Consider the following 26,639-nt stretch of genomic DNA (forward strand, 5'->3'; position numbering starts at 1 on the left):
TGAGACATTTCGCGCCTTGGCCCGCGCAACGGCGCCGGTCTAGCATCACCCCAAGAGAGAGGTGAATCATGACCAATTCCGCAGCAAAACCCATGGCCAAATTGAGCCTGAAATGGTCGATGATCGAAGAAGACCTCTCCATCATCGAAAAGTTCAAGCTCCTCGCCGATCTCGGCTTTGACGGCGTCGAACTGGATTCACCCAACGATCTGCCGCAGGCCGAAATCCTTGCCGCGCGCGAAAAAACCGGCCTCGCCATCCCCGGCGTCGTCAACTCAGCTCACTGGAAAACGCCCCTCACCGATCCCGACCCGGCCGTGCGCGAAGCCTGCATCGCCGCCTCCATTCTCGCGATGAAACAGGCAAAAACCTACGGCGCCGAAACCATGCTGCTGGTCCCCGGCGTCGTCAACGACACCACCAGCTACGCCGTGGCCTATGACCGCGCCGTCGAAGGCATCGACCGCCTCCTGCCGCACGCCGAAGAAATCGGCATTTCCATCGCCCTCGAAAACGTCTGGAACAACTTTCTTTTGAGCCCCTTGGAGGCCGCCCACCTCATCGACGGCTTCGACAATCCCCGCCTCGGCTGGTACTTTGATGTCGGCAACGTCATGCGCTACGGCAGCCCGACCGACTGGATCGAAGCCCTCGGCAGCAGAATTTTCCGCATCGACATCAAGGAATACAGCCTCGCCAAAATGAACGCCGAAGGCCCCTGGAAAGGCTTTGAGGTGGACTTAGGCGAAGGCGACGTGGACTGGTCCGGGGTCAACCGCGCCCTCGCCAAGACTGGCTACAATGGCTGGGTCTCCGCCGAAGTCCCCGGCGGCAACCGCCAGCGCCTCGCGGACATCAAATCGCGCCTGGATCGCATCGCCGGGCTCTAGCACACCGCATTAATAGTAGCCCTCATGGTGAGGTGGGAGGCGTAGCCGACCCTCGAACCACGAGGGCGTGTCCCGATGCTTCAGCGTCACACCCTCGTGGTTCGAGGCCTTGCTCCGCAAGGCACCTCACCATGAGGGTTACTGGATCTCCCCCAACATCCGCCTGATATTCCCCAACCCCACCTCGCACCCAAACAGCGTCGGCTCCGCCCCCTCATATTCCAGCGACAAAAACCCGTCATACCCCGAAGCCACGACGCTCCTCAGCAGTGCCTTGGTATCGAGATCCCCATACCCAAACACCGACCCGCGAATAAACTCCCCGCCCGCCGTCCGCAGCCAGCCCGGCCCCGGCTCGGCCCGCCGCATATAAAAATCCTTCACATGCACAAAGCTCGCATGCGGCAGCGTACGCCGCGTCGCGACATAGGGATTGTCATCGACGCAGAGGAAATTCCCCACATCCACCGTCAGCCTGAAATTGGCATGGTCCACGGCATGAACGAGCCGCAACAGCCGCTCCGCCCCATTCATGAAAAACCCATGATCCTCGACGCTGGTGACCACCCCATGCTGCGCGCCAAATTCCGCCACCTCGCGGCACCCCTCGACGATGAACGGAAAGGCCCGCTCGAACTCACCCGCATCGGTCAGCCGCAGCGCCCACGGCACCACATCATGGCGCAAAAACCTCGCGCCGAACCGCACGCAAAGGTCGACATGGCGCTTCACCATCTCGATCTGCCCCTGCCGCCCCTCGCCCTCAAGAAAACTCGCCCCGAGACAAAAGCCCGAAATCGGCACCCCCGTCCGCGCCACCGCCGCTTCCAGGCGCTTGAGCACCGCCTCGTCCGCGCTCAGGTCAAAACCCGCTTCCGTGCCCGGCGCGGCAAAGGAAAACGTCGCGATTTCGAGATGCTCCGCGCCATGCTCCTGCAACCAATCGAACAGCGTCTCCAGCGTCAGCCTGCCATCCGCCAGCATGGGGCGGAAGCTATAGGATGAAAGACCGATCTTCATGGGAGGCCGCTCCGAAACTGAAAAATGACATCGTGTCGCAATCACGACTTTACATACCAATTAGAACCATTGATACCAATTGCATACCAGCCCTTTTCGACGGACCATCGCGATGCCCATCCATTCCACCGATGTCGTGATCATTGGCAGCGGCCCCACCGGTAGCGCCTATGCGCGGATCATTCGTCGCGACTGGCCCGAGGCGCGCATTGTGATGGTCGAAGCCGGCCCGCAGATCCTGCCCCAGACCGGTGGCCATCTCGACAACGTGCTTGATCTCGACAAACGCGCCGAACTTGAAATTCTGGCCCAGGGCGGCGATCGCGAGCCACGTCTTTCTATCAGCAAGGAAGAGTGGGAAGCCCGCCGCGCCGGCGGTTTCGATGCCTCTTTCCTGCGCCGGTCGGGCCTCTTCATCGCCAATGATGCCGACCCCAGCGAAAATCTCTTCGCCGGTTTTGCCGCAGCCAATGTCGGCGGCATGGGCACGAAGTGGTCGACCGGTACCCCGACCCCGTCCCAGGCCGAGCGCGTCCCGTTCATCCCCGCCGACGAATTCGAAGCCGCTCTTTCGACCGCCGAGGGCCTTCTCGGCACCAACAAGGACCCACTCGCCGGCGATGTCAGCGCCATTGCCTTCAGGGAAAAGCTCGGCAAGGCATTCAATCCCGGCCGCAGCCCGGATCGCACCGTGCGCGCCATGCCGCTCGCCGCGACCCCGGGTCCGAGCGGCCTCCGCTATCACGGCACCGATGTGGTGCTCGGGCCGCTGGTCGAAGAACCCGCCGAAACCTTCCAGATTCTCGCCGAAACCATCTGCCGCCGCGTCGTCCATGAAAATGGCCGCGCCACCGGCGTCGAGCTTGTCCGCCCGGGCGAAGACGAGGTCTTTTTCCTCGCCGCCGGCGCCGTCGTCGTCGCCTGCGATTCGCTCCATTCCCCACAATTGCTCCATGCCTCGGGCATCCGCCCCAAGGCCCTGGGCCGCCATCTCAACGACCATTTCATCATCTCGCAAATGGTCGAAATGCAGGACGGCGAGCCCATGCGGTCCATGAGCTGGATTCCGGCAACCAATGAATTCCCCTTCTCGGTGACCCTTTACGGCGCCAGCCTCGATTCCATGGAACGGACGCCCGATTTTACCGGTAACCCCGTTGGCATGGGCGTTTTCTGCCCCACCGATATCGACCCCGACAACCGGGTCCTCTTCGACGACACAAAACTCGATTGGCGTGGCCTGCCGGCAATCTCGATCAAGTGGAAGCCGTCCGAGGCCGACAAGGCACGCGTTGCCGAGGCCAAGGCCGTCGCCGTCCGCATCGCCGAAGTCGTCGGCCGCCCGGCCCCCGGCTTTGCCACCATCATGCAGCCCGTCGGCAGTTCGCTCCATTATCAGGGCACCGTCCGCATGGGCGAAACCGACGATGGCACCAGCGTCTGCGACCGCAACAGCCGCGTCTGGGGTTTTGACAATCTCTACGTCGCCGGCAATGGCGTCATCCCCACCGTCACCGCCACCAATCCCACGCTCTATTCCACCGCCCTCGCCACTTTTGGCGCAAGGCAGATCGCAGCCGCGCGCCGCACCGTCTAGACGGCCACCCGACGCCGCCCACCCTCGATTGTCACCCCGGCGCAGGCCGGGGCCCATCCTGAGGTGCACAGCACGACCAGACCTTCAGGAGACCAAAAGAATGACCGACAAAAAACTGAAAGTCCTGGTCGTTGGCCTTGGCCAGATGGGCCGCAGCCACGCCATCGCCTATCACACCCATCCCGGCTTCGAGATCGTCGGCCTCGTCAATCGCTCGGCTCCGACCCTGCCGGCCGAACTGACCACCTATCCCATCCGCCACGACTACGCCGCCGCCCTCGCCGAGTTCAAACCCGACGTCGTTTCCATCGCCACCCACACCAATACCCATGCCGACTACGCCGTAGCCGCCCTTGAATCCGGTGCCCACGTCTTCGTCGAAAAGCCCCTCGCCGCCACCGTCGCCGATGCCCAGCGCGTCGTTGATACGGCCAAGGCCAACGATCGAAAAGTGGTCGTCGGCTATATCCTCCGCCACCACCCCTCCTGGACCAAGCTGATCGAAGAGGCGCGAAACCTCGGCGGCCCCTATGTCTTCCGCATGAATCTCAATCAGCAATCCTCCGGCGCCGCCTGGGACATTCACCGCTCGATCATGCAAACGACCTCGCCCATCGTTGATTGCGGCGTGCACTATGTCGATGTCATGTGCCAGATCACCGACGCAAAGCCGGTCGAAGTCCGCGGCATGGGCGTCCCCCTCGCCAGGGGCCTGCCGCAGGGCATGTATAATTACGGCCACTTCCAGGTGCTGTTCGATGATGGCAGCGCCGGCTGGTATGAAGCGGGCTGGGGCCCGATGATGTCGGAAACCGCCTTCTTCGTAAAAGACGTCATCTCCCCCAATGGCTCCGTCTCCATCGTCATGGATCAAGGCGCCGCCTCGGCCGACATCAACGCCCACACTCAGACCTCGCGCATTCTCGTCCATCACGCCGGGCTCGACGGTAACAACAAGCCCTCCCGCCCCGACGACTGGCTCGACATGCACGGCGAACCCGACCATCAGGGTCTCTGCGACCGCGAGCAGGATTTCGTCTATCGCGCCATCACCGAGAACTTTGATCTCACCCGCCACATGAACGACGCCGTAACCTCCCTCCACATCTGCCTCGCCGCCGACGAAAGCGTGCGCACGGGTCTGGCGGTCAAGCTCTAGATCATTTCGCTTTTGCTTTGAAATCGACAAGTTAGAAGCCCTCATGGTGAGGTGCTTTGCGCAGCAAAGCCTCGAACCACGAGGGCGGGCGAGTGGAGGCATAGCGCCACGACCTCGTTCTTCGAGGCTGCGCTACGCTCCGCACCTCAGAATGAGGTCTACTCGGGTCGGGCGCGAGGATGACGACCTCCAGCGCAATGCGCATTGCAGCGTCAGCCTTAGCAGGCATACTGATACCTATCTCACCACCCTACCCCGCCCCCGGAGCTCCCCATGACCACCATCGCCCTCATCGGACCCGGCGCCATTGGCGGCACGGTGGCAGCCTGGCTCGCCCAGGACCCATCCTTCGACGTCACCGTCTGTGCCCGAACACCCTTTGCAGACCTGCAGGTCGAAACACCCCAGGGCCTCATCACCGCCACCCCCAAAGTCCTGACGAACCCAACCGACGCCACCCCGGTGGACTGGGTCCTCATCGCCACAAAAACCTATGACGCCGACGCCACAAAACCCTGGCTCGATCACCTGCTGGCCGATCACACCCGCGTCGCCATCATCCAAAACGGGGTCGAGCACCAGCGCCTGTTCGCCCATCTCGTTCCCCCCGCCCGCATCGTTCCCGTCATCATCAATCTGCCCGCCGCCCGCAGCGCCCCCGGCCGCATCGTCCAGCATCGCCACGGTATCATCTCGGTACCCGCCGGAAAAAATGGCGAAGATTTTGCCGCCCTCTTTGCCAAGACCGAAATCGAAGCATCAGCCCATACCGATTTCGTCTCTGAGGCCTGGCTCAAACTCACCGGCAATTCCATCGCCATCGTGCCCTCGCTGACCCTCCGCGCCACTGGCCCCGTCTGGAACCCCGACCTCGAAGCCATTGTCCGCGGCGTGGTGGAAGAATGCGCTGCCGTCGGCCGCGCCGAAGGCGCCACCATCCCCCAAAGCTTTGTCGAGAGCACGATCGAAACCTCCAGCAAGATGGCCGAAGGCTCTTCCGGCGGCTCGCTCCATGCCGATCGCCTCGCCGGCCATCCCATGGAAATCGACGCCCGCAACGGCGTCATCGTCCGCCTCGGCCAAAAGCACGGCATCCCGACGCCGATGAACAAGGTGCTCGTAACCCTCCTCGCCGCCTCCGGCGCGCCGTGGATCGAGACGGCATAGGCCTTTCAAGAGAACGGTTCCTCTGGCATCTTCGCCGCATCAACCGGAGGCCCTCATGACGGAAACCGTCGTCCTGCCCAATCAACGCACCCCGCGCCGCGGCAACACCTTTGTCGTGCCGCTGCTGGTCGTCCCGTTCATCCTCTACAATATCGCCGTCTTCCTGTTCTTCGGCGGCAATCCGGTCAATTGGGGCGCGGGCCTCTTTTCCATCCCCATGCCCTCGGGCATGCCCTGGGCTATCACGGCGGGCGATCTCCTGCTCGTCGTCGGCATCGTGGCGCTCTTTTTCGAAGTGCTGAAATCCACCCAGACGGCACGCAATTCCATCATCGAGCACATGTTTTCCATGCTGCTCTTCGTGGTCTTCCTCATCGAATTCCTGCTGGTCGGCGCCGCGTCGAGCTCGGTCTTTTTCCTCCTGATGGTCATGAGCCTGATCGATGTCGTCGCCGGCTTCACCGTCTCCATCACCAGCGCCAGCCGCGACGTCTCGATGAACTGAGAACGGGCGCCCAAAAAGCAAAATCCCCGCTCTCAAGGGCGGGGATTTCTTTTAATGTCGATCAGACGAGGACCGTCTTGCGATACCCCTCGGGCATCCGCCGCACGGTAATCCCCGCGCCCTGCCGATAGGCCCCCACGGCCCGGTCCACACTCGCCGTCCGGCGTTCGCGTTGAACCGGCAGATGCTCCCGCGCCGCAATAAGCTGGCTGACGAAGGCAGCGGTCGGCGCGCTCCAGGCGAGCGACGGACGCGGCCCCGATGCAGTGACCAGAACAGGAAGCTGTGTCCGCGGTGTTTCGATCTCGGTCATTCTGGTCCCTCGCCTGTGTCATCGAGGGTCAGTTGTTCCGCTTTGAAACAGATCAACCGCCCTCTGCACGTAACGGTGCAAGGCATGTGCCAGACGTTAACAGTCTGTTAACGATTTGGGATCCCAAAATGTGATCGGTTATCAGAAATTATCCTTGCCCTTGCGGATCGCCGCAAAGACTTCAAATGGCTCTTTCCCGGTGAGACCAAAGTGCCGCGCCAACTCCGGCGCATCGGCGCGGAGGAACGGATTGGCCTGCTTATCCTCGCCCAATTCGAACGGAATCGTCGCCTTCCCCGCCAGCCGCAGCGCCTTCACCTCGGCCGCCCGCGCCTGCAGCGCAACGTTGTCGGGATCAACAGCAAGCGCAAATTTCGCATTACTTTCAGTATATTCATGCCCGCAATAGACCAGCGTCTCATCCGGCAGCGCCCGCAATCGCTCGAGCCCCGCCCACATCGGCCCCGGCGTCCCCTCGAACATCCGTCCCACGCCGAGCGAAAACAGCGCATCGGCCGAAAAAAGATGCTTGTTTACAGCATCATGATAGACCACATGCCCCAGCGTATGGCCCGGCGTCGCGATGATGTCGAACACCGTCTCCCCGAGCATCACCCGCTCGCCATCCCCCACCAGTTCGTCAAGCCCCTCGATCTTGTCGGCCTCGGCTCGCGGCCCAACCACCCGGCTACCGAACGCCGCCTTCAATTCCCCAATGCCTTCAACATGATCGAGGTGATGATGGGTGATAAAAATATCGCTCAACTGCCAACCGCGCATATTCAACGCCGTCCGGATCGCCGCCGCTTCCGGCGCATCGAGCGCCGCGGTGCGGCCGGTCGCCTCGTCATGGATCAGGTAGCCGAAATTGTCCTGACGGGCGGGAAAAACATCAACGATTACGGCCATCTGGGACTCCTGTTCACACATAACCCTAGGCTAGGACTGACACCGCGCGATGACAACCCGCCTGGCTTTGGCTAGACTTGATTCATGAGCAGCGATATCGGCCGCCTGATCGCCTATTACAAATCCCCGCTGGGACGCATCTCCCGTGCCCTCGTGCGCGAACAGATCATCGGCCTTGCCGGCGACCTCAAGGGCCGCCGCGTACTCGGCCTCGGCTTTGCCACCCCCTATCTGCGCTTTGCCCTCGCGCCGGCCGAGCGCGTCCTCGCCTTCATGCCCGAGCGCCAGGGCGCCTCCGCCTGGCCACGCGAGGGCCCATCACACACCGTCCTCTGCGACCCCCTCGAAATGCCGCTGGCCGATGCCTCCATCGACATCACCATTGCCGTCCACGCGCTCGAACACGTCGCCGATGCCGAGGAACTGATGCGCGAACTCTGGCGCGTCACCGCGCCCAATGGCCATCTCGTCCTGGTCGTGCCACGTCGCCGCGGCATCTGGGCCCAGCGCGACGTGACCCCCTTTGGGCAAGGCGTCCCCTATTCGGGCGGCCAGTTGGAAAAGCTGCTGCGCGACCACAGTTTCGTGCCCGAAGCCTGGCGCGACGGCCTTTTCGTGCCACCGATCCAGTCTTCGCTCGTGCTGCGCTCCGCCCGTTTCTTCGAGCGCATCGGCCGCCTTTTCGGCCCACCCATGAGCGGGGTCATCTGCGTCCGCGCCCGCAAGGAGGCCTTCCCCGCCGTCCCCCGCCGCAAGCGCGCCGAACGCTATGTGCGCCTCCCAGGTCTTTCGGCTGCAACAGCCCGCTCGAGCTAGCCCCTCTTCACCTCTCCCTTTGGGGGAGAGGTCGACGCGAAGCGGCGGGTGAGGGGGCCTTACCAGGACCGTGACATAAGACAGGCCCCCTCACCCGGCTTGCTGCGCAATCCGACCTCTCCCCCAAAGGAAGAGGTGAAGAGGCCGCCACACTCACCCTTTGCCTTTATTCCCCCTTTTGCATATGGTCCGCGCGGCCTTTCCTGCCCGTCATAAAAGTGCGTCATGACCAATCCCCAGCGTCCCGTCCCGCAACCCGGAATTTTGGATATCGCGCCCTATTTGCCGGGCAAATCCGGCGCGCCCGGCAGCAAGGCGGTAAAACTCTCGGCCAATGAATCCCCCCTCGGCGCCAGCCCCAAGGCCATTGCCGCCTTTGCGAGCGCTGCAGAACACCTCGAAATCTATCCCGAAGGCTCCTCGCGCATTTTACGCGAAGCCCTTGGCGAAGTGCATGGTATCGATCCCGCCCGCATCGTCTGCGGCAATGGCTCGGATGACCTCCTGCATCTCCTCGCCCAGACCTATCTCGGCGAAGGCGACGAGGCGGTGATGAACCGCTACGGTTTTTCGGTCTATCCGATCATCACCATGGCCACCGGCGCAAAAATCGTCATGGTCGAGGAAACCGACTACACCGCAGATGTCGACGCGCTCCTCGCCGCCGTCACCGCGCGCACCAAGGTGATTTGGCTCGCCAATCCCAATAACCCGACCGGCACCTATCTCAGCGATGCCGAAGTGCGCCGGCTGCACGCTGGTCTGCGCCCCGACATCCTGCTCGTCATCGACAGCGCCTATGCCGAATATGTCACCGCCGCCGACTATTCCGTCGGCCTCCACCTTGTCGGCGAGGCCGAAAACGTCGTCATGGTGCGCACCTTTTCCAAGATGGGCCTCGCCGCCGCCCGCATCGGCTGGATGGTCGCCCCCGACCACGTGACGGACGCCATCCACCGCATTCGTGGGCCCTTCAACGTCAACCTGCCCGCCCAGCTTGCCGGCGCGGCGGCCACGCGCGACCTGGAATTCAACGAAAAGCTTCGCGCGCACAATGCCAAATGGCGCGACTGGCTGACGGCCGAACTCAACGGCAATGCCATGCGCGTGCTGCCGAGCGAGGCTAATTTCATCCTCGTGCTCTTCCCCGATGCCGAAACCGCCGCCCGCGCCTTCGCGTCCCTCATGGAAGGCGGCTATATCGTGCGCGAAGTCGGCCAGTCCTACGGCATCAACAATGGCCTGCGCATCTCCATTGGCTCCGAAGACGCCATGCGCGGCGTCGCCAAAATTCTCAAATCCATGGTGATCTCCCAATGAGCACCCACTTTCGCAAACTCGCGCTGATCGGCATCGGCCTTATCGGCTCGTCCATCGCCCTCGCCGCCCGCCGCCAGGGTCTGGTGGATGTCATCTCCATTTCGACGCGCCGCCAGGAAACGCTTGAGGAAGCGCGCGAGCTTGGCCTTGGCGATATCTATACGCTCGATGCCGCGGAAGCCGTACGCGGCGCCGATCTCGTCATCCTCTGCGCCCCCGTCGGCGCCTATGATGCGCTTGCCAAAGCCATCGCGCCCGCCCTCGAACCCGGCGCCATCGTCTCCGATGTCGGCTCGGTCAAGGAGCACGTCGTCAAAGTCGTCGCCCCGCACCTGCCGGCCGGCGTACATTTCATCCCCGGCCACCCGATTGCCGGCACCGAACATTCCGGCCCCGCCGCCGGCTTCCCCGAACTATTCGCCGGCCGCTGGTGCGTGCTCACCCCGGGGCCCGAAGTCCCCGCTGCGCAAACCGAAAAACTCGCCGGCTTCTGGGCCGCCATGGGCTCGCAGGTCGAAACCATGGATGCCGCGCACCACGACATGGTGCTGGCCATCACCAGCCACATTCCACACCTTGTCGCCTATAATATCGTGGGCACGGTGGCCGATCTCGAAGCCGCCACCCAGTCCGAAGTCATCAAATTCTCGGCCTCCGGTTTTCGCGACTTCACCCGCATCGCCGCCTCCGACCCCGTCATGTGGCGCGACGTGTTTCTTACAAATCGCGACGCAGTGCTCGAAATGCTCGGCCGTTTCTCCGAAGACCTCTCGGTGCTGCAGCGCGCCGTGCGCACCGGCGATGGCGAGGCGCTCGAATCCATGTTCACCCGCACCCGCGCCATCCGCCGCTCGATCATCAATGCCGGCCAGGAAACCGCCGCCCCCGACTTCGGCCGCCCCCACGAAACCCCGCCGGCGCCGGAAACGGCCATGGTCCGCGAACATGGCGGTGGCGACGACGCTTAGGGCTGGCTAACTCCCACCTAGCCTCCCCCTGATAGGGGGAGGGATCTGTCGGTGGCCCCCAAATTTCGCGGAATAACCGCGACGTCCCTCCCCCTCCCAGGGGGAGGTTAGGTGGGGGTCACAGATCCAACCGCCCACCCTGCCCAACACAGCTCGCCCGCTCCCCATACTGCCGCGCCCGCTCCTCAACAATCCCCGCCACCCTAAGCAGCCCCGCATTGGGCCGCGCTGGATTCCTCACGATCGGATTGGGCAGCGTCACCGTAAGCAGGCTCGCCGTGCGCCAATCCAAATTCTGCGGCTCCCGCCCGAACGCCCGCTCACTCCCAGCAGCCACGCCGAACTCGCCCTGCGGCCCCCATTCGGCAATGTTGAGATAAATCTCCATGATCCGCTTCTTGGGCAGGATCAGGTCCACATAGATCGCCAGCGGCACTTCCAGCGCCTTGCGGATCGGATCGGGATCGTTCCAGAGAAACAAATTTCGCGCCACCTGCATGGTCAGCGTCGAGGCCCCACGCGTCGGTTTGCCGCCCATGAAATTATCGATTTCGGCCCGCAAGGCCCCGACGTCGACACCCCAATGCCGGCAGAACTGCCCATCCTCCGAGAGAATGACCGAAGCCTTCAGCCGGTCCGAAATATCATCGATATCGCGCCATTCCCGCACCACCGGGCGGCCCGTGAGAAAGCGCTCCAGCATCGGCACCGAAACCGGATCGACCACCAGATAGACCGGGGTCAGCACCAGCGGAATGGCGGCCAGCACCGCAATGGCGGTGCCAAGAAAACGCAATGCCCGCCAGAAACCCTTGGATGCTTTTCGTGCCATGGCATGGTGATAGCGGCTGGAGGCGTGGCGGCCAAGGCCGGAAGTCCCCTTGAAGCCTTCATGCCGACGGGTTAGCAACGAGCCATGTACGACTTTTCCGCCGACAGTGCCGATTGCGCCCGCGCCGTTGAGGCCGGTCTCTCCGATTTTCTTACCGGCGCACGGCTCTCCGGCCCCGGCCCAGCGGCCGATCGCGTCGTCGCCGCCATGCGCCACGGCGCCCTCGAAGGCGGCAAGCGCCTGCGCCCGCTGCTGGTGCGCCAAGCCGCCGCCATCTTCTCCCTCCCGCCCTCGGCTTCGCTCCTGACCGGCCTCGCGGTCGAAATGGTGCACTGCTATTCGTTGATCCATGACGATCTGCCGGCGATGGACGATGACGATCTGCGCCGCGGCCGCCCCACTGTCCACAAAGCCTTTGACGAAGCCTCGGCCATCCTGGCCGGCGACGCCCTCCTCACCCATGCCTTCGCCGTTCTCAGCGATCCCACCTGCCACGCGGACCCTGCAGTGCGCATCCGCCTCGTCACCGAACTGGCCTTGGGCAGCGGCGCCGGCGGTATGGTCGGCGGCCAGATGCGCGATATCGAGGGCGAAAAAGGCGGCTTCTCCGAGGGCGACATCTCCATCATGCAGGCGATGAAAACCGGCGCCCTGATCCGGGCCAGCGTCCGCATGGGCGCCATTCTCGGCGGCGCCGATCCGCGCGCCCTCTCGGCCATGACCGCCTATGCGGAAGCTGCCGGCCGCGCCTTCCAGCTCGCCGATGACATCTTGGACGTCACCGCCACGCCCGAAGCCATGGGCAAGGCCACCGGCAAGGATGCAGAAGCCGGCAAGCAGACGCTGGTCTCAAAGCTCGGCGTCGACGGCGCACGAAAAGTGCTCAACGACACCGTCAACGAAGCCATTCTGGCGCTGCGCACCTTTGGTCCCAAGGCCGATGGCCTCCGCGCCACGGCAAAGTACTTTGCGAGCCGGGAGAAGTAGCTTGCCAAAACTCCTCGCTGTTTGCGTCGGCAAAGCGGAACACATTGCAGGCTACAGCCCGCTCACCGGCATCAACAAGCGCGCCGTATCCGGCCTCATCGCCATCGGCCCGCAAGGCATTGCCGAAGACGCGATTCTCGATCGCCAGCACCATGGCGGCGCCGACCAGGCCGTCTATATCTATTTCCAGGGCGACTATGACTGGTGGGCCCAAGAAGGCGTGGAGCCCGCACCCGGCCTCTTCGGCGAAAACCTCGTCATCGAGGGACCGCGAAGCGCCGATACCGCCATCGGCGACCGTTTTGAGATCGGCGATTGCCTCTTGGAAGTCACCTATCACCGCACCCCCTGCATGACCTTCGCCGCCAAGATGAACGACAAGTTCTGGGTCAAGCGCTTCCACCGCGCCAACCGCCCCGGCGCCTATTGCCGCGTGCTCAAGCCTGGCACCGTGGAAGCGGGCATGGAGATTATCGTGACGCCCTATGCCGGCGAACGCATCACCGTCTCCGACCTCATGGCCTTCGACGTCAGCAAGGACATCCCGCTCGATTTTATGCGCCGCGCGGTAACCACCCCGATCCGCGAAAAGACCCGCTTCAAATACGAAACCCGCCTAGCGGACCTCTTTTGAGTTGTTTTGCCGATGAGCCTAGAATCCGTCCGCGCCGACCTCACCACCCGCGCCCCTGACCTATCGGTGGAAGTCACCGATAAGTCCACCGCCACGGTACAACTCGCCGCCGAAGTGCATGGCGTCGAACCCGGCCAGATCGCCAAAACCCTCTGCATCCGCATCCGCGACGAAGAAGTCTTGCTGGTGACCCGCGGCGATGCCCGCCTCGACAACCAGAAGTCCAAATCCGCCTTCGGCGGCCGGCCGCGCATGCTCGGCGCCGAAGATGTCCTGCGCCTCACAAGCCATCAGGTCGGCGGCGTGTGCCCCTTCGGCCTCCCCGCGCCGCTGCCGATCTATCTCGATGCCTCGCTCAAAATCTACGACCTCGTCATTCCCGCCGGTGGCGACACCCACGCCTCGGTCAAACTCAGCGTCAACCGCCTCGCCGAACTCTGCGGCAACAAATGGGTAGACGCTTGTCAGCTTCCCGAGTGAGCCTGTCGCCCGAAGATTTTATCCGCCAGCGTTTTGCGCTGTCGCCGCTCTCCTTCCGCCCTGACATTTCGCTCTATCGGCCCACGCCGCAAAGCGGGCTGATCGGCTGGTTGGCCGCGCAAGACCGCGCCGATGACCCGCCCTATTGGGCCTATGCCTGGGCCGGCGGCGCCGTGCTGGCGCTTTATCTTGAGGACCACCCGGAAGTCGTCGCCGGAAAAACCGTGCTCGATTTCGGCGCCGGTTCTGGCCTCGTCGGCATTGCCGCGGCACGTGCGGGCGCGGCAAAAATCTGGGCCATCGAGCCCGATCCGATCGCCCATTTAGCCATGATGCTCAATGCGAAAGCCAATGGCGTCACCCTGAAATCCTGGACTGAACCCGGCCTGCCGGAGGTCGACCTCATCCTTGCCGGCGACGTCTTCTACGACGCCGCCGTCGCCCTTCACACTCTTCCCCTACTGGCTACCGCCGCGGAAAATACAAAAATCCTCGTCGGCGATCCCTTCCGCCGCGACCTGCCGCTCGATCAGCTCGATCTCCTTGCCGAATATACCGTGCCCGATATGGGCGGCGGTACCCCGGTGCGCGCCGGGGTCTTTGCCCTGCGTCCGGGGAATATCGGAAATGCCCCCTAGAGCTTGCCGGAAAACCGGGAAAATCCTATATGCCTCCGCAAGCGAGGACGACCTCCCCCTTTTCGGGATCACGTTTCGGGACGACCCGAAGATCCAAGGGAGTTTCCCATGCGGACCACCGCTGACCGCATCCGCCACGCCGTAAGCTTTGAAGTCATCGGCATCATCATCGCAACGCCGCTCGCGGCCTTTGCCTTCCATCTGCCGGGCGACGATTCCGCCGTCATCATCGTCGCCAGCGCCACCGTCGCCATGCTCTGGAACTATGTCTACAATCTCGGCTTCGACCACGCGATGCAGCGCCTGACCGGCGGCACCGCCAAGACGACGCGCATCCGTGTGGCTCACGCCATGCTGTTCGAGCTTGGGCTCTTGGCGCTCATGCTGCCGCTCGTTGCCTGGTATTTGCAGATTTCGCTCTGGCAGGCGCTGGTCATGGATATCGCGCTCGCCCTTTTCTATATGGGCTACGCCTTCGTCTTTAACTGGGCCTACGACCGCGTCTTCCCGCTGGCCGAATGGCAGAAAGCTGCCTGATCAGCCGAGGTGCCCGGTAAATTTCAGCACGCCGAGCACGATGATGAGGGCCGCCAGCCAGAACAGGCGTCGTGTGTTGCGCTCGTTCATTCGGCTGCGTTCTGCCGGCCGGTGCCGAACTTGCGCTCGATATAATCGGCCACCATCACCTTGAACTGGTCGGCCACATCAGCCCCGCGTAGCGTCGCCACCTTTTGTCCATCGACGAAAACCGGCGCGGCCGGGGTTTCCCCGGTGCCCGGCAGCGAAATGCCGATATTGGCGTGCTTGCTCTCGCCCGGCCCGTTGACGATGCAGCCCATCACCGCGACCGAGAGCGTTTCGACGCCGGGATAGCGCTCGCGCCATTCCGGCATCGAGACGTTGAGATGGTCCTGAATATCCTTGGCCAGATGCTGGAACGTATTGGAGGTTGTGCGCCCGCAGCCGGGGCAAGCCGCAACCACCGGCAGAAACTGGCGAAAACCCATGGTCTGCAACAATTCCTGCGCGACCTTCACCTCGGTCGTGCGATCGCCACCCGGCTCCGGGGTCAGCGAGATACGGATGGTGTCGCCAATGCCCTGCTGCAAAAGAATACCCAGCGCCGCCGATGAGGCGACAATGCCCTTCGAGCCCATCCCCGCCTCGGTCAGCCCCAGATGCAGCGCATAGTCGCAGCGCGCCGCAAGGTCCTGATAGACGGCAATGAGATGCTGCACATCCGACACCTTGGTCGAAAGCAGAATCTGGTTGCGGCGCATGCCCAGCTCTTCCGCACGAGCGGCGGACAAAAGCGCTGACTGGATGATCGCCTCGCGCTGCACGGCAGCCGCCGAAATCGGCGCCTCGGCCACAGCGTTCTCATCCATCAATTTTGTAAGCAGCTCTTCGTCGAGCGAGCCCCAATTGACCCCGATCCGCACCGGCTTGTCATAGCGATTGGCAATCTCGATCAGCGTCGCAAACTGGGTATCCCGCTTGGCCTTGAAGCCGACATTGCCCGGATTGATGCGATATTTGGCCAGCGCCTCGGCACAGGCCGGATGGTCGGTGAGGAGCTTATGCCCAATGTAATGAAAATCGCCGACCAGCGGCACATCGTAGCCCATGAAGGCCAGGCGATCGCGAATGATCGGCACGGCAGCCGCGCTCTCGTCACGATCGACGGTAATGCGCACGATCTCCGAACCGGCGCGCGCCAGTTGCATGACCTGCTTCACCGTGGCATCGATATCGGCCGTATCGGTATTGGTCATCGATTGGACGACGACGGGCGCGCCGCCCCCGACCATCACACCACCGACATTGACCCCGACTGAGTGCCTCCGCGGCGCTGGACCGGCCATGATATTCCTCATTCACGCGTTTATTCGAGATAGGCCTTCCCATCTGCGCGTGCAACTGAACAATAACATGACAGCCAAAGGCGGCGGCGGTCGGGCAGGGGTCAGCGTCGAAATTACGCACCATCACACACGGGCGCAGAGATGTGATCGGACCACCCTTGAACCAGACGCGGGCAGAGCCATTTATGGATCATGATGAACATGCTCCTCCCCCGCCTCATTCTCTTTCGTAAGGAAGTCGTGCAGCTCTGGAAGGCTTTCTGGGCTGCCGAGACGCCGTTTTACCTGAAGGCGGCGACGCTGTTCACTGCCTTCTATCTGGTCAATCCGTTCGACATCCTGCCCGACTTCATCCCGATCCTGGGCTGGGTGGATGACATCGTCCTCGTGCCGCTGATGGTCGGCTGGATCGTCTCCCGCCTGCCCGTCCCGGCCCCTGTCTATGCCGGCAAATACGGCAAGACCGTCGATGGCAAAGCGCGGCGCCTGTAGCTGCTAAAACGTCGAGCCAAATGAAAAAGGCGCCCGTCGGGCGCCTTTGGTTTATCCAGCGTCTCGCTAAAGCCTATTCCGAGCGCTTGAATGCGGCATGCAGCCGCGAAAACTGATCGGCAATACCATTGGCTTGTCCCGCCGAAACCTCGGGCAATTTACCGCGTTCGAGCTGGTCGAGTTGCGTGACGCGATCAAAAAGCCGGTCGCCCTGATCGATGAAAGTCCGCAGTTTTTCGGGCAGATGATCGTAACCCGGCCCGCCCCGCTCGGAAGGCGTGGCTGAAAACTGCACCTTTTCCTTTTCCGTGCGCGCGTTTTCGCGGGTGATCTCGCCTTCATTGACCGCCCGCTGCAACAGCAGCCAGGAGGCGATCTGCATCAGGCGCGTCGTCAGGCGCATGGATTCGGTGGCATAGAGGAACGAGGCTTCGCGCGGCAGCAACCGGCTGTCCTCGCGCCCTTCCTGGTCGAGATAGGCCGCGACGGCCTCGATCAGGCCCATGCCTTCGCGATAGAGCTGGTCAAAGCCTCCCGATGCCGCAATGCGCGGACCCAGGGCCACAGCCGAACTGCTCGTTTCGCTCATATCCGCCACGGTCCATCCCAGCTCTAGGAGTTATCGGAGGAAAGACTCCCGCCTCTCGTTTCCCTCCCATGCTAGGCGCAAATGAGGCCAGCGTCATCCGGCGAGCGCAACTAGCCTCAACAAGTCGTTGCACATGAGCAGCTTATCATTGCGCCAAAGAGGGAAAACCGACGCCCCAAAAAAGAAAAAGAGCCGTGGACCACGGCTCTCGAAGTTAACAGGGAGGCGTCAAACAGAGGGAGAACCGCTCTGAAAAATTCAGAAAAATCTGAATAACCCCACCTTAACCGCGAAGTGTTAATTGTGCGTTAACAGGAGGCGATTTCTTAACCTTGACGAAAACTAGGTCGGCGCACGAAGGTCAGTACGCTTCAGCGTCGCCGAAACGGCGGCTGCCAATAGCGCGCCACCTGCACCTGAAACATGAAGGTCTGGACCGGCTCCTCGCGCCAGGCCCGTTCCGGCCTTTGATCGGGCACCGGCGCATTGAGTGGACTGCCATCCTCCACCCCCGCCAGGCGCAGTGCATAGACCAGCGCAGCAGTGCCCGATACCAGAACAAGCGTGAGCAATATCAGAAGCGTCCAGGACATGGGCGAATCTCCCTGCGAGTGTCCTGCAAAGAGTTACTCCAGCGCTCCCCCGGCCCGAACCTTTAGCCTTTCTTAACCTTAATCCGCCGCCTTTTATCGATCAGAACTTGAACGCCGCCTCGGCGGCCTGGCGCGTGCTGCCGCGCGCCTCGATTGCCGCCCTCAAGCGCACGATTTCGCCTTCGAGCAGCGCGATTCTCTGTTCGAGTTCGGATACGGAGAGCGTATCGAGAACCATGCCGACCTCATGCGCCACCGGCTTTTTGCGGCGCTGTTCTTCGTCATCCATCATGGCGGCCTCCCAAACTTTGCCCCGTAAGATTACCCTCCCGCCCTTGCCGGACAAGCCCGCTTTGCGCCAGCATGGGTCCATGAGCGAGCAAATCACCCTCCCCGCCACCATGTCGGCCGTCCATATCGCAACGCCCGGCGCCGCCGATGCGCTGCAAGTGACATCCTTGCCCCTGCCCGAGGTAAAACCCGGCGAGGTGCTGATCCGCGTCGCGGCGGCCGGGGTCAATGGACCTGACCTGGCGCAACGGCGGGGGCACTATGATCCACCGCCCGGCGCCTCGCCCCTGCCCGGCCTCGAAGTGTCGGGTGTCGTCGTCGCCTCGGGCGAAGGCACCACGCGCCACCGCCCCGGCGCCCGCGTCATGGCCCTGACCAATGGCGGTGGCTATGCCGAATATGTTGCCGTCCCCGAGGGCCAGGTCCTGCCCGTGCCACATGGCTGGAGCTTTGCCGAGGCCGCCAGCCTCCCCGAAACTTGGTTCACCGTGACCCAGACCCTCGTCATGCGCGCCGGCCTTGCCCCCGGCATGACCGTCCTCGTCCACGGCGCTTCCGGCGGCATTGGCGGCGCGGCCATCCAGATCGCCTCCATCCTCGGCGCCAGGGCGATCGGCGTCACCTCGAGCCCCGAAAAAGCCGCCTATGCCCGCTCGCTCGGCGCTTTTGCTACCGTCGATCGCAGCGAAGACGTGGCCGAACGCGTGCTCTCGCTGACCGAGGGGCGGGGCGTCGATCGCGTCGTTGACGTCATCGGCGGCGATATGGCCGCGGTCAATGTCGCCGCCTCCGCCCGCTCCGGCCACATCGTCCTGATTTCTACGCTCGATGGAAGCACCGCCGCGGTGCCGCTGCGCCAGATGATGGCCAAGGGCATCACCATGTCCGGCTCGACCCTGAGGCCGCAATCCTCCGAGACCAAGGCCACCATTGCCGAGCGCATCGCCTTCTCGCTGCTGCTCAATCTTTCCCTGCCCGATTGGGTAAAGCCCCGGATTTCGACTTTCCCGCTCGAGGACGCCGCCCGCGCCCACGAACAAATGGAAGCGCGAAATCACATCGGCAAGCTGGTGCTCCTGACCTCGTTCGGACGAGACCAATAAAATTTGCAGCAATAAATGGTTATGGCCTGACTTCAGCGTTGCGGAAACCGGGCCAAAACTCTATATTGTGGGCAGTTCCCCCTCAGCACTTGGCTTTTGAGGCGGAGCGGTCCGGAGGAAAACCGGCCGCGCCAGCAGGAGAGTTATACCATGTCCCAGCCCCTACTTATGCCCAAGGCAACCGCTGTCTGGCTCGTGGACAACACGGCTTTGTCCTTCGACCAGATCGCTGCCTTCTGCACGCTGCATCCGCTCGAAGTGCAGGGCATTGCCGATGGCGACGTCGCCTCTGGCATCATGGGTGTCAACCCGATCCAGAACGGCCAGCTGACCAAGGAAGAAATCGAGAAGGCCGAGGCTGATCCCAATTATCGCCTGAAACTGTCCGATCCGAAAGTTCGCGTCGCCGCCGTCAAGCGCAAGGGTCCGCGCTATACCCCGATTTCGCGCCGCAACGAGCGCCCCAATGCCATTAAGTGGCTGGTGCGCAACCATCCCGAATTGAAAGACGCGCAGATCATGCGCCTCGTGGGCACCACCAAGTCCACCATCGACTCCGTGCGCGAAAACAGCCACTGGAACGCGGCCAACCTCGCCGCCATGGACCCGGTAACCCTGGGCCTCTGCAGCCAGATCGATCTTGATCTCGAGGTCAAGCGCGCCTCTAAGGATGCCGGCATCCCCAACGAAGTGTCCGAAGGCACGACGCTCCTCACCGCCGAGGAAGCCCTCGCCCGCGCCACTGCCCGCCAATCCGAATATGGCAGTCAGGAAGGCGACGGCGAAGGCCGCCGCACCCAGGCCCACGAAGACCTCGACGCAGATTCGGTCTTCTCCAAGCTCAAGTCGCTCAAATCCGACGCCGACGAATAGTTTTTGGAATTTTTGGAATTGAAGATCCCCGCCCTTGTGGTGGGGATTTTTGTTTTGGGGCATGAAACGCCGGTGGGCGCCAACACCCCCTCCCATCCTCCCCCATCAAGGGGGAGGTGCCGCATCGAGCGTATGGCACGATCTCCAATAGCCACAGTCCCTTCACCTCCCCCTTGATGGGGGAGGGCGGGAGGGGGTGGGGCCGGAGACACCGCTCTGATGGAAGCCCCCCGTTGACAAACCAACCATACAAGAGTGCTCATACCCACCCTGCCCGCCGGATTCGCCTTTCCCATGATTGATCCCGTCTTTGTCGCTGTCGCCGTCTTCGCGGTGCTGATCGTCGGCCTGTCCAAGGCCGGTTTTCTCGGAGGGCTCGGCGTTGTCGGCGTGCCGCTTCTGGCTCTCGTCATGCCCGCCCGCGACGCCGCCGGCATGATGCTGCCGGTGCTGCTGTGCATGGATGCGGTGGCGGTCTGGATGTATCGCAAGGAATTCGATCGCAGCATTCTCAAAATCATGCTGCCCGGTGCCGCCGTCGGCACGCTGCTCGGCTGGGCCCTCTGGGCCTTTGTCAGCGACGCCGTCGTCCTCCTCATGGTCGGCGTCGTGACCCTCCTCTTCGTCATCGACGCCATCCTGCCGCTGCGCAAAAAGCTCGAAGGCCTGCCGCCCTCAAAACCCTGGGGCGCCTTCTGGGGCTCCATTGCCGGCTTTACGAGCTTCATTTCCCATACCGGCGGCCCGCCATTCCAGATCTACGTCCTGCCCAAAAAGCTGCCGCCCGCGGTCTATGCCGGCACCACTTCTGTGTTTTTCGCCATCGTCAACACCGCCAAGCTGATCCCCTATTTCTTCCTCGGCCAGCTTTCGGTGAGCAATCTCACCCACTCGGCCATGCTCGCCCCCGTGGGCATTGTCGGCGTGCTGCTCGGCGTCTGGCTCGTGCGCCGCATCTCGGTAAAGCTCTTTTACCAGATCGCCTATTGGCTGGTTCTCTTGCTGGCGCTCTACCTCGTGTGGCGCGGCGTCACAGAGGTGTTTCTGACCTAGCCTGAGGGAAATCTCCTCGCTAAGGTCCACACCAATCAAAAGAATTCGGGAGTTCACCCATGAGCGCCAGCGCACAAAAAGGCCACAACCAGTTCGGCAACCTGCCCACCTGGGACCTCAACGATCTCTATCCCGGCCAGGACAGTCCCGAATTCAAGTCGGCGCTCGAACAAGCCAAGGCGCTCGCCGCCAAATTCGAGAGCGACTACAAAGGCAAACTCGCTGATCTCACCAAGTCCGGTGGCCTCATCAAGGCGATCAAGGATAGCGAAGTCCTCGGCGACATCACCGGCCGCATCGGCTCCTTCGCCTTCCTCCAATATGCACAGCGCTCGACCAATCCCGACCGCGCCAAATTCATGGGCGACACCAATGAGGCGCTGACGACGCTCTCGACCCGCGTCCTGTTCTTCGAACTCGAACTCAACCGCATCGACGATACCGAACTCGATGCCGCCATCGCGAGGGATCCCGAGCTTGGCCGCTACAAGACCTGGTTTGCCGAACTGCGGAAGGCAAAACCCTACCAGCTCGACGACAAGCTCGAAGAGCTGTTCCACGATAAGTCTGTCACCGGTTTTTCCGCCTGGAACCGGCTCTTTGACGAGACCATGTCGAGCCTCGAATTCGAAGTCGATGGCGAAACGCTGAACCTTGAATCGACGCTCCATCTCCTCTCCGAAAAAGACGAGAAAAAGCGCGAAAGCGCCTTCAAGGCCCTCGCCAAAACTTTTAAGGCCAATGGCCGTCTCTTCACCCACATCACCAATGTGCTGGCCAAGGACAAGGAAATTTCGGATCGCTGGCGCGGCTACGAAGACATTGCCGATTCCAGACACATGGCCAATTCGGTCGAGCGCGAAGTCGTCGATGCGCTGCAGTCCGCCGTCGAAGCCGCCTATCCCCGCCTCTCGCATCGCTACTACAAGATGAAGGCCAAATGGTTCGGCAAGGACAAGCTGAACGCCTGGGATCGCAACGCCCCGCTGCCGACCAGCGACGAGCGCATCTGGGATTGGGACACGGCAGTCTCAACCGTCCTCGACGCCTATGGCCGCTTTTCGCCCGAATTGGCCGAGGTGGCAAAACCCTTCTTCAATTCCGGCTGGATCGACGCGCCGACCGGCGACGGCAAGCTTTCGGGCGCCTTCGCGCACCCAACGGTGCCGAGCGCCCACCCCTATCTGATGCTCAATTATCTCGGCCGCACCCGCGATATCATGACCCTTGCCCATGAGCTGGGCCACGGCGTCCACCAGCGCCTTGCCGCCGCGCAGGGCCCGATCCTTGCCAACACGCCTCTTACTCTTGCCGAAACCGCCTCGGTCTTCGGCGAAATGCTGACCTTCCGCGCGCTGCTCGACAAGACCACCGACCCCAAGCAGCGCTTTGCGCTTCTCTCGTCCAAAGTGGAAGACATGCTCAATACCGTGGTGCGCCAGATCGCGTTCTATACCTTCGAGCGCCGCGTCCACACCGCGCGCCGCCAGGGCGAATTGCGCACCGAGGAAATCAACCAGATCTGGCTCGACGTGCAGACCGAGTCATTGGGCGATGGCATCATCCAGAACGAAGGCTATGACATCTTCTGGACCTATATCCCCCACTTCATCCATTCGCCCTTCTACGTCTATGCCTATGCTTTCGGCGATTGCCTTGTGAACTCGCTCTACGCACAGTATGAGAAGTCCAGTGTTGGCTTTGCGGAGCGCTATTTCGAGCTCCTCAAGGCCGGGGGAAGCAAGCATCATTCCGAACTTCTGGCGCCCTTTGGGCTGGATGCCAAAGACCCGAACTTCTGGTCGCTCGGCCTGTCGATGATCGAGGGGCTGATCGACGAACTTGAGGCCACCTCGCCCTGATCGGGCGGCGGCTTCGCGAGAGACTGACGCGACTTATCTTTACGAGGACGACATGGCCAAGACGCGCCCTGAGCATCATTCCCAGCCGGTACTTGAATCCGGGATGGACTACGTTGAACACGAAAAGACCTATAACGGCTTCATCACCGGGGTGAAGTGGTCGATCTACGGATTGGCCGCGCTGTTGGTCATTCTGTACTTCGTGGTCAATCCCTAATCTATAAAAGCAGGCCAAGAGCTGCCTGCCCGCCGGCAGGCGGGTAGGAGAGTTCTCATGAAAATTGCGGTTCTGCGGGAAACCGTGGCGGGCGAACATCGCGTCGCCGCCACGCCCGAAACCGTCGCCAAGCTGATCGGGCTTGGCGCTGAAATCAGCGTCGAAAAAGGTGCGGGGCTCGGCTCGCGCATCAGCGACGCCCAGTTCGCCACCGCGGGCGCCAGCCTCGCCGCTTCCGCGGCCGAAGCGGTAAAACGCGCCGACATCGTCCTCGCCGTGCGCCGCCCTGCGGCAAAGGCGCTGGCCGGCTCCAATCCCGGCGCTCTCCTTGTCGCGGCGCTCGACCCCTATGGCAATGAAGGCGAAGTCGCCGCTCTCGCCAAATCTGGCGTCACTGCTATTGCCATGGAATTCATGCCGCGCATCACCCGCGCGCAGGTGATGGACATTCTCTCCTCCCAGGCCAATCTCGCCGGCTATCAGGCCGTCATCGAAGCCGCTGCCCATTTCGGCCGCGCCCTGCCGATGATGATGACCGCCGCCGGCACCGTGCGCCCGGCAAAAACCTTCGTCATGGGTGCCGGCGTCGCCGGTCTCCAGGCCATCGCCACCGCCCGCCGCCTCGGCGCCGTGGTGTCGGCGACCGACGTACGCGCCGCAGCCGGCGAACAGGTTGAATCCCTCGGCGCCAAATTCATCATGACCGATGCGCTCAAGGACGCATCCGGCACTGGTGGCTATGCCCGCGAACTGACGCTGGTCGAAAGCCAGGCCCAGGCCGAACTCGTCGCCGGCCATATCGCCAAGCAGGACATCGTCGTCACCACCGCGCTCATTCCCGGCCGCCCTGCACCAAAATTGGTGACGAGGGCCATGGTCGAAAGCATGGCGCCCGGTTCCGTCATCGTCGATCTCGCCGCCGAACGCGGCGGCAATGTCGAACTGACCCGGCCCGACGAGATCGTCGACCATAACGGCGTCACCATCATCGGCTTCACCAATCTCGCCAGCCGCATTCCGACGACGGCGAGCCAGCTCTACGCCAAGAACCTCCTCAACTTCCTCGAAACCCTGATCGACAAGACCACCAAAACGCTCGCGATCAATTGGGACGACGATCTGGTCAAGGCCACCGTTCTCACCCGCGAGGGCGCCGTCGTGCATCCCAATTTCGCCGCGGCCGCAGCGCCGGCCCCTGTTCCGGCCACGCCTGTCGCCGTGCCGAAAGCCGCGCCCAAAACACCAAGCCGCAAGGTCGAAGCCAAGGCCGCCCCCGCCAAAACCGGCGCCGCCCGCAAGGCCCCGGCCAAGCCGGCCGCAGTGATCGCCGAGAGCGCGCCTGTCGCCAAGCCTGCGCCCAAAGCAGCGGCCGCCAAAAAGCCCGCTGCCAAAGCCGTAGTCGCCAAACCGGCACCCAAAAAGCCGGCACCGAAAAAACTGCCGGCGGCCACGCTCGCCCCCGAGGCGATCGTCACCGCAGGCTCGCAACCCGAGGCCCAAAAAGTCGTGGCGCGCCGGGCTGCCGAAAAAAAGCCAGCAACCAAAAAGCCGACCGTGAAGAAACCTGCCACACCGGAGGGGGGCAAGTAAGATGGAAACAACTGCAAACTCGGTCGCTGATGTCGCGACGGCCGTGGCGCATGGCGCCATTGGTGGAGCCATCGACCCCTTCATCTTCCGCCTCGCCATTTTCGTCCTGGCGATCTTTGTCGGCTATTTCGTCGTCTGGAGCGTCACCCCGGCGCTCCATACCCCGCTGATGAGCGTCACCAATGCCATCTCCTCGGTCATCGTTGTCGGCGCCCTCCTCGCCGTCGGCGTGCACCTCGCCAATGACGCCAGCTGGATCAGCAAGGTCTTCGGCTTCATCGCCCTGGTCTTTGCCTCGGTGAACATTTTCGGTGGCTTCCTCGTGACCCAGCGCATGCTCGCCATGTACAAGAAGAAGGGCTGAGCACCATGATCGACGCCAATTTCGCCGCCGTCTTCTACCTCGTTTCGGGCGTGCTCTTCATCCTGGCGCTGCGCGGGCTTTCGAGCCCCTCGACGGCCCGCCGGGGCAATCTCAATGCCATGGTCGGCATGGCCATCGCCGTCGTCACCACCCTCCTCGTCGCCGCCCCCAGTGATTGGGTCAGCTGGCTGCTGATCATCTGCGGCCTCGGCCTTGGTGGCGGCATCGGCGCCTATATCGCGCGCGAAGTAAAGATGACTGACATGCCCCAGCTTGTCGCTGCCTTCCATTCGCTCGTGGGCCTCGCCGCCGTCTTCGTCGCCGCCGCCGCGCTCTATGCCCCGGAAGCCTTCGGCATCGGCGTCCCCGGCGATATTCACGCCCAGGCATTGATCGAAATGTCGATCGGCGTCGCAATCGGCGCTTTCACCTTCACCGGCTCGGTCATCGCCTTCGCCAAGCTCAATGGCAATATGTCAGGCAAGCCGATCATTCTGCCGGCCCGCCACCTGATCCACATCGTCCTCGGCATCGTGCTCCTGGCGCTGGTCTGGGCCTTCACCGTCACCGCCGAGCCCTGGCTCTTCTGGCTGATCACTATCCTCGCCCTCGTTCTCGGCGGCTTGATGATCATCCCGATCGGCGGCGCCGACATGCCCGTCGTCGTCTCGATGCTCAATTCCTATTCGGGTTGGGCCGCCGCCGGCATCGGCTTTACGCTTGGTAATACCGCGCTGATCATCACCGGCGCCCTCGTCGGCTCCTCGGGCGCGATCCTTTCGTACATCATGTGCAAGGCGATGAACCGCAGCTTCATCTCGGTCATCCTTGGCGGCTTCGGTGGCGACACCTCATCCGCTGCCGGCGGTGCCGAAGAAGACCGCCCGGTCAAACAGGGCGCTGCCGAAGACGCGGCCTTCCTGATGAAAAACGCCGGCAAGGTGATCATCGTCCCCGGCTACGGCATGGCCGTCGCCCAGGCCCAGCACGCCCTCAGAGAAATGGCCGACCAGCTCAAGGCGGCAGGCGTCGAAGTCAAATACGCCATCCACCCGGTGGCCGGCCGCATGCCGGGGCACATGAACGTGCTGCTCGCCGAAGCCAACGTGCCCTATGACGAAGTGTTCGAACTCGAAGACATCAATTCCGAATTCGCCCAGTCAGACGTCGCCTTCGTCATCGGCGCCAATGACGTGACCAACCCTGCCGCCAAGACCGACAAGACCTCGCCGATCTACGGCATGCCCGTTCTCAATGTCGAAGACGCCGGCACCGTCCTCTTCATCAAGCGCGGCATGGCCGCCGGTTACGCCGGCGTCCAGAACGAACTGTTCTTCCGCGATAATACGATGATGCTTTTTGGTGATGCGAAGAAGGTGACTGAGGATATCGTGAAGAGCCTCGGCCACTGAGGGCGCCGGACACCCCCTCCCAGCCTCCCCCATCAAGGGGGAGGTGCCAGGCCGGCGCGGGGGGCACTATCTAGCCAAATACTCGATAAACACCTCCCCC

At 62.8% G+C, this 26,639-nt stretch carries 30 protein-coding genes; 22 read left to right on the forward strand and 8 right to left on the reverse strand.

Annotation, left to right across the window (positions count from 1 at the left end; translation table 11 throughout):
* Positions 1-68 precede the first annotated feature (68 nt).
* A complete protein-coding gene (locus ASD83_RS14185) occupies positions 69-890 on the forward strand; it encodes a sugar phosphate isomerase/epimerase family protein (protein ID WP_244489179.1) in 822 nt (273 codons plus the stop codon).
* A gap of 138 nt (positions 891-1,028) precedes the next feature.
* Here the strand turns inward: ASD83_RS14185 and ASD83_RS14190 are convergent, their stop codons facing one another.
* A complete protein-coding gene (locus ASD83_RS14190; protein WP_056311906.1) occupies positions 1,029-1,910 on the reverse strand; it encodes a sugar phosphate isomerase/epimerase family protein in 882 nt (293 codons plus the stop codon).
* 112 nt (positions 1,911-2,022) lie between these two features.
* Here ASD83_RS14190 and ASD83_RS14195 point away from each other — a divergent pair, with 112 nt between their 5' ends.
* The 4 genes from ASD83_RS14195 (at position 2,023) to ASD83_RS14210 (ending at position 6,338) form a co-directional block, all read left to right on the forward strand.
* On the forward strand, positions 2,023-3,507 hold the full coding sequence (locus ASD83_RS14195; protein WP_056311908.1) for a GMC oxidoreductase: 1,485 nt from the start codon (positions 2,023-2,025) through the stop codon (positions 3,505-3,507).
* A 100-nt stretch (positions 3,508-3,607) separates the two neighbouring features.
* A complete protein-coding gene (locus ASD83_RS14200; protein WP_056311911.1) occupies positions 3,608-4,666 on the forward strand; it encodes a Gfo/Idh/MocA family protein in 1,059 nt (352 codons plus the stop codon).
* 273 nt (positions 4,667-4,939) lie between these two features.
* Positions 4,940-5,833, forward strand: a complete 894-nt coding sequence (locus tag ASD83_RS14205) for a 2-dehydropantoate 2-reductase (protein WP_056311912.1) — start codon at positions 4,940-4,942, stop codon at positions 5,831-5,833.
* Between the two features lie 55 nt (positions 5,834-5,888).
* Positions 5,889-6,338: a hypothetical protein gene (locus ASD83_RS14210; protein WP_056311915.1), complete on the forward strand. Its 450-nt coding sequence runs from the start codon at positions 5,889-5,891 to the stop codon at positions 6,336-6,338.
* Between the two features lie 61 nt (positions 6,339-6,399).
* On the opposite strand, the gene ASD83_RS14215 is transcribed toward ASD83_RS14210, so the two are convergent.
* Both ASD83_RS14215 and gloB read right to left on the reverse strand, forming a co-directional pair.
* Positions 6,400-6,651, reverse strand: coding sequence for a hypothetical protein (locus ASD83_RS14215; protein ID WP_056311917.1), 252 nt, complete (start codon positions 6,649-6,651; stop codon positions 6,400-6,402).
* A gap of 141 nt (positions 6,652-6,792) precedes the next feature.
* Positions 6,793-7,560: a hydroxyacylglutathione hydrolase gene (gene gloB, locus ASD83_RS14220; protein WP_056311919.1), complete on the reverse strand. Its 768-nt coding sequence runs from the start codon at positions 7,558-7,560 to the stop codon at positions 6,793-6,795.
* Positions 7,561-7,644: 84 nt separating this feature from the next.
* Here gloB and ASD83_RS14225 point away from each other — a divergent pair, with 84 nt between their 5' ends.
* From ASD83_RS14225 to ASD83_RS14235, 3 genes are all read left to right on the forward strand, one after another.
* Complete coding sequence (locus tag ASD83_RS14225) at positions 7,645-8,376, forward strand: class I SAM-dependent methyltransferase (protein WP_056311921.1); 732 nt, start codon at positions 7,645-7,647, stop codon at positions 8,374-8,376.
* 225 nt (positions 8,377-8,601) lie between these two features.
* Positions 8,602-9,696, forward strand: a complete 1,095-nt coding sequence (gene hisC / locus ASD83_RS14230; RefSeq protein ID WP_056311923.1) for a histidinol-phosphate transaminase — start codon at positions 8,602-8,604, stop codon at positions 9,694-9,696.
* Positions 9,693-10,664: a prephenate/arogenate dehydrogenase family protein gene (locus ASD83_RS14235; protein WP_056311927.1), complete on the forward strand. Its 972-nt coding sequence runs from the start codon at positions 9,693-9,695 to the stop codon at positions 10,662-10,664. Before hisC ends, ASD83_RS14235 begins: the two co-directional genes overlap by 4 nt.
* A gap of 118 nt (positions 10,665-10,782) precedes the next feature.
* Here the strand turns inward: ASD83_RS14235 and ASD83_RS14240 are convergent, their stop codons facing one another.
* Positions 10,783-11,496, reverse strand: coding sequence for a biosynthetic peptidoglycan transglycosylase (locus ASD83_RS14240; protein WP_082561255.1), 714 nt, complete (start codon positions 11,494-11,496; stop codon positions 10,783-10,785).
* 84 nt (positions 11,497-11,580) lie between these two features.
* Between ASD83_RS14240 and ASD83_RS14245 the strand changes: the two genes are divergently transcribed.
* From ASD83_RS14245 to ASD83_RS14265, 5 genes are all read left to right on the forward strand, one after another.
* Positions 11,581-12,483 (forward strand): polyprenyl synthetase family protein, encoded by a 903-nt coding sequence (locus ASD83_RS14245; RefSeq protein WP_056311929.1) that lies wholly within the window; start codon positions 11,581-11,583, stop codon positions 12,481-12,483.
* A gap of 1 nt (position 12,484) precedes the next feature.
* Positions 12,485-13,117 (forward strand): MOSC domain-containing protein, encoded by a 633-nt coding sequence (locus tag ASD83_RS14250; RefSeq protein WP_056311931.1) that lies wholly within the window; start codon positions 12,485-12,487, stop codon positions 13,115-13,117.
* A gap of 12 nt (positions 13,118-13,129) precedes the next feature.
* Positions 13,130-13,597 (forward strand): YbaK/EbsC family protein, encoded by a 468-nt coding sequence (locus tag ASD83_RS14255; RefSeq protein ID WP_056311933.1) that lies wholly within the window; start codon positions 13,130-13,132, stop codon positions 13,595-13,597.
* Positions 13,579-14,235, forward strand: a complete 657-nt coding sequence (locus tag ASD83_RS14260; RefSeq protein ID WP_244489180.1) for a class I SAM-dependent methyltransferase — start codon at positions 13,579-13,581, stop codon at positions 14,233-14,235. Before ASD83_RS14255 ends, ASD83_RS14260 begins: the two co-directional genes overlap by 19 nt.
* 108 nt (positions 14,236-14,343) lie before the next feature.
* Positions 14,344-14,772, forward strand: a complete 429-nt coding sequence (locus ASD83_RS14265) for a PACE efflux transporter (RefSeq protein WP_056311938.1) — start codon at positions 14,344-14,346, stop codon at positions 14,770-14,772.
* An 86-nt stretch (positions 14,773-14,858) separates the two neighbouring features.
* On the opposite strand, the gene ispG is transcribed toward ASD83_RS14265, so the two are convergent.
* Positions 14,859-16,100 (reverse strand): flavodoxin-dependent (E)-4-hydroxy-3-methylbut-2-enyl-diphosphate synthase, encoded by a 1,242-nt coding sequence (gene ispG, locus ASD83_RS14270; RefSeq protein ID WP_200946512.1) that lies wholly within the window; start codon positions 16,098-16,100, stop codon positions 14,859-14,861.
* Between the two features lie 201 nt (positions 16,101-16,301).
* Between ispG and ASD83_RS14275 the strand changes: the two genes are divergently transcribed.
* Positions 16,302-16,592: a YkvA family protein gene (locus ASD83_RS14275; RefSeq protein ID WP_210168347.1), complete on the forward strand. Its 291-nt coding sequence runs from the start codon at positions 16,302-16,304 to the stop codon at positions 16,590-16,592.
* A 73-nt stretch (positions 16,593-16,665) separates the two neighbouring features.
* On the opposite strand, the gene ASD83_RS14280 is transcribed toward ASD83_RS14275, so the two are convergent.
* The 3 genes from ASD83_RS14280 to ASD83_RS14290 all read right to left on the reverse strand — a co-directional run bounded on the left by ASD83_RS14280 (position 16,666) and on the right by ASD83_RS14290 (position 18,066).
* A complete protein-coding gene (locus tag ASD83_RS14280; protein ID WP_056312457.1) occupies positions 16,666-17,181 on the reverse strand; it encodes a DUF1465 family protein in 516 nt (171 codons plus the stop codon).
* 371 nt (positions 17,182-17,552) lie between these two features.
* Positions 17,553-17,774, reverse strand: a complete 222-nt coding sequence (locus tag ASD83_RS14285; protein WP_056311944.1) for a hypothetical protein — start codon at positions 17,772-17,774, stop codon at positions 17,553-17,555.
* A 100-nt stretch (positions 17,775-17,874) separates the two neighbouring features.
* Positions 17,875-18,066 (reverse strand): DUF1192 domain-containing protein, encoded by a 192-nt coding sequence (locus ASD83_RS14290; protein WP_244489181.1) that lies wholly within the window; start codon positions 18,064-18,066, stop codon positions 17,875-17,877.
* 79 nt (positions 18,067-18,145) lie between these two features.
* Between ASD83_RS14290 and ASD83_RS14295 the strand changes: the two genes are divergently transcribed.
* From ASD83_RS14295 to ASD83_RS14325, 8 genes are all read left to right on the forward strand, one after another.
* Positions 18,146-19,168, forward strand: a complete 1,023-nt coding sequence (locus ASD83_RS14295) for an NAD(P)H-quinone oxidoreductase (protein ID WP_056312459.1) — start codon at positions 18,146-18,148, stop codon at positions 19,166-19,168.
* Positions 19,169-19,318: 150 nt separating this feature from the next.
* Positions 19,319-20,041, forward strand: coding sequence for a DUF1013 domain-containing protein (locus ASD83_RS14300; RefSeq protein WP_056312461.1), 723 nt, complete (start codon positions 19,319-19,321; stop codon positions 20,039-20,041).
* 294 nt (positions 20,042-20,335) lie between these two features.
* Complete coding sequence (locus ASD83_RS14305) at positions 20,336-21,094, forward strand: sulfite exporter TauE/SafE family protein (protein WP_056311948.1); 759 nt, start codon at positions 20,336-20,338, stop codon at positions 21,092-21,094.
* A gap of 59 nt (positions 21,095-21,153) precedes the next feature.
* Positions 21,154-22,956, forward strand: coding sequence for a M3 family oligoendopeptidase (locus ASD83_RS14310; protein WP_056311950.1), 1,803 nt, complete (start codon positions 21,154-21,156; stop codon positions 22,954-22,956).
* A 103-nt stretch (positions 22,957-23,059) separates the two neighbouring features.
* A complete protein-coding gene (locus ASD83_RS20740; protein WP_244489182.1) occupies positions 23,060-23,173 on the forward strand; it encodes an aa3-type cytochrome c oxidase subunit IV in 114 nt (37 codons plus the stop codon).
* A gap of 57 nt (positions 23,174-23,230) precedes the next feature.
* Positions 23,231-24,763, forward strand: a complete 1,533-nt coding sequence (locus tag ASD83_RS14315) for a Re/Si-specific NAD(P)(+) transhydrogenase subunit alpha (protein WP_056311952.1) — start codon at positions 23,231-23,233, stop codon at positions 24,761-24,763.
* A 1-nt stretch (position 24,764) separates the two neighbouring features.
* Positions 24,765-25,127 carry a proton-translocating transhydrogenase family protein gene (locus ASD83_RS14320; protein ID WP_082561195.1) on the forward strand — a complete coding sequence of 121 codons (363 nt, stop codon included), beginning with the start codon at positions 24,765-24,767 and terminating at the stop codon, positions 25,125-25,127.
* 8 nt (positions 25,128-25,135) lie between these two features.
* Positions 25,136-26,539: an NAD(P)(+) transhydrogenase (Re/Si-specific) subunit beta gene (locus ASD83_RS14325; protein ID WP_156385999.1), complete on the forward strand. Its 1,404-nt coding sequence runs from the start codon at positions 25,136-25,138 to the stop codon at positions 26,537-26,539.
* Positions 26,540-26,639: the final 100 nt, after the last annotated feature.

Source organism: Devosia sp. Root685, assembly GCF_001427875.1.
GTDB lineage: Bacteria > Pseudomonadota > Alphaproteobacteria > Rhizobiales > Devosiaceae > Devosia.

Bases quoted from the DNA above. Each gene is read 5' to 3' on its own strand.
- ASD83_RS14195 (WP_056311908.1), top strand. From the start codon at position 2,023: ATGCCCATCCATTCCACCGATGTCGTGATCATTGGCAGCGGCCCCACC.
- ASD83_RS14235 (WP_056311927.1), top strand. From the start codon at position 9,693: ATGAGCACCCACTTTCGCAAACTCGCGCTGATCGGCATCGGCCTTATC.
- ASD83_RS14300 (WP_056312461.1), top strand. From the start codon at position 19,319: ATGTCCCAGCCCCTACTTATGCCCAAGGCAACCGCTGTCTGGCTCGTG.
- ASD83_RS14315 (WP_056311952.1), top strand. From the start codon at position 23,231: ATGAAAATTGCGGTTCTGCGGGAAACCGTGGCGGGCGAACATCGCGTC.
- ASD83_RS14205 (WP_056311912.1), top strand. From the start codon at position 4,940: ATGACCACCATCGCCCTCATCGGACCCGGCGCCATTGGCGGCACGGTG.
- ASD83_RS14280 (WP_056312457.1), bottom strand. From the start codon at position 17,181: ATGAGCGAAACGAGCAGTTCGGCTGTGGCCCTGGGTCCGCGCATTGCG.
- ASD83_RS14190 (WP_056311906.1), bottom strand. From the start codon at position 1,910: ATGAAGATCGGTCTTTCATCCTATAGCTTCCGCCCCATGCTGGCGGAT.
- ASD83_RS20740 (WP_244489182.1), top strand. From the start codon at position 23,060: ATGGACTACGTTGAACACGAAAAGACCTATAACGGCTTCATCACCGGG.
- ASD83_RS14265 (WP_056311938.1), top strand. From the start codon at position 14,344: ATGCGGACCACCGCTGACCGCATCCGCCACGCCGTAAGCTTTGAAGTC.
- ASD83_RS14310 (WP_056311950.1), top strand. From the start codon at position 21,154: ATGAGCGCCAGCGCACAAAAAGGCCACAACCAGTTCGGCAACCTGCCC.
- ASD83_RS14275 (WP_210168347.1), top strand. From the start codon at position 16,302: ATGCTCCTCCCCCGCCTCATTCTCTTTCGTAAGGAAGTCGTGCAGCTC.
- ASD83_RS14240 (WP_082561255.1), bottom strand. From the start codon at position 11,496: ATGGCACGAAAAGCATCCAAGGGTTTCTGGCGGGCATTGCGTTTTCTT.
- ASD83_RS14225 (WP_056311921.1), top strand. From the start codon at position 7,645: ATGAGCAGCGATATCGGCCGCCTGATCGCCTATTACAAATCCCCGCTG.
- ASD83_RS14200 (WP_056311911.1), top strand. From the start codon at position 3,608: ATGACCGACAAAAAACTGAAAGTCCTGGTCGTTGGCCTTGGCCAGATG.
- ASD83_RS14285 (WP_056311944.1), bottom strand. From the start codon at position 17,774: ATGTCCTGGACGCTTCTGATATTGCTCACGCTTGTTCTGGTATCGGGC.
- ASD83_RS14305 (WP_056311948.1), top strand. From the start codon at position 20,336: ATGATTGATCCCGTCTTTGTCGCTGTCGCCGTCTTCGCGGTGCTGATC.
- ASD83_RS14185 (WP_244489179.1), top strand. From the start codon at position 69: ATGACCAATTCCGCAGCAAAACCCATGGCCAAATTGAGCCTGAAATGG.
- ASD83_RS14245 (WP_056311929.1), top strand. From the start codon at position 11,581: ATGTACGACTTTTCCGCCGACAGTGCCGATTGCGCCCGCGCCGTTGAG.
- hisC (WP_056311923.1), top strand. From the start codon at position 8,602: ATGACCAATCCCCAGCGTCCCGTCCCGCAACCCGGAATTTTGGATATC.
- ASD83_RS14320 (WP_082561195.1), top strand. From the start codon at position 24,765: ATGGAAACAACTGCAAACTCGGTCGCTGATGTCGCGACGGCCGTGGCG.
- ASD83_RS14210 (WP_056311915.1), top strand. From the start codon at position 5,889: ATGACGGAAACCGTCGTCCTGCCCAATCAACGCACCCCGCGCCGCGGC.
- ASD83_RS14215 (WP_056311917.1), bottom strand. From the start codon at position 6,651: ATGACCGAGATCGAAACACCGCGGACACAGCTTCCTGTTCTGGTCACT.
- gloB (WP_056311919.1), bottom strand. From the start codon at position 7,560: ATGGCCGTAATCGTTGATGTTTTTCCCGCCCGTCAGGACAATTTCGGC.
- ASD83_RS14255 (WP_056311933.1), top strand. From the start codon at position 13,130: ATGAGCCTAGAATCCGTCCGCGCCGACCTCACCACCCGCGCCCCTGAC.
- ispG (WP_200946512.1), bottom strand. From the start codon at position 16,100: ATGGCCGGTCCAGCGCCGCGGAGGCACTCAGTCGGGGTCAATGTCGGT.
- ASD83_RS14290 (WP_244489181.1), bottom strand. From the start codon at position 18,066: ATGATGGATGACGAAGAACAGCGCCGCAAAAAGCCGGTGGCGCATGAG.
- ASD83_RS14295 (WP_056312459.1), top strand. From the start codon at position 18,146: ATGAGCGAGCAAATCACCCTCCCCGCCACCATGTCGGCCGTCCATATC.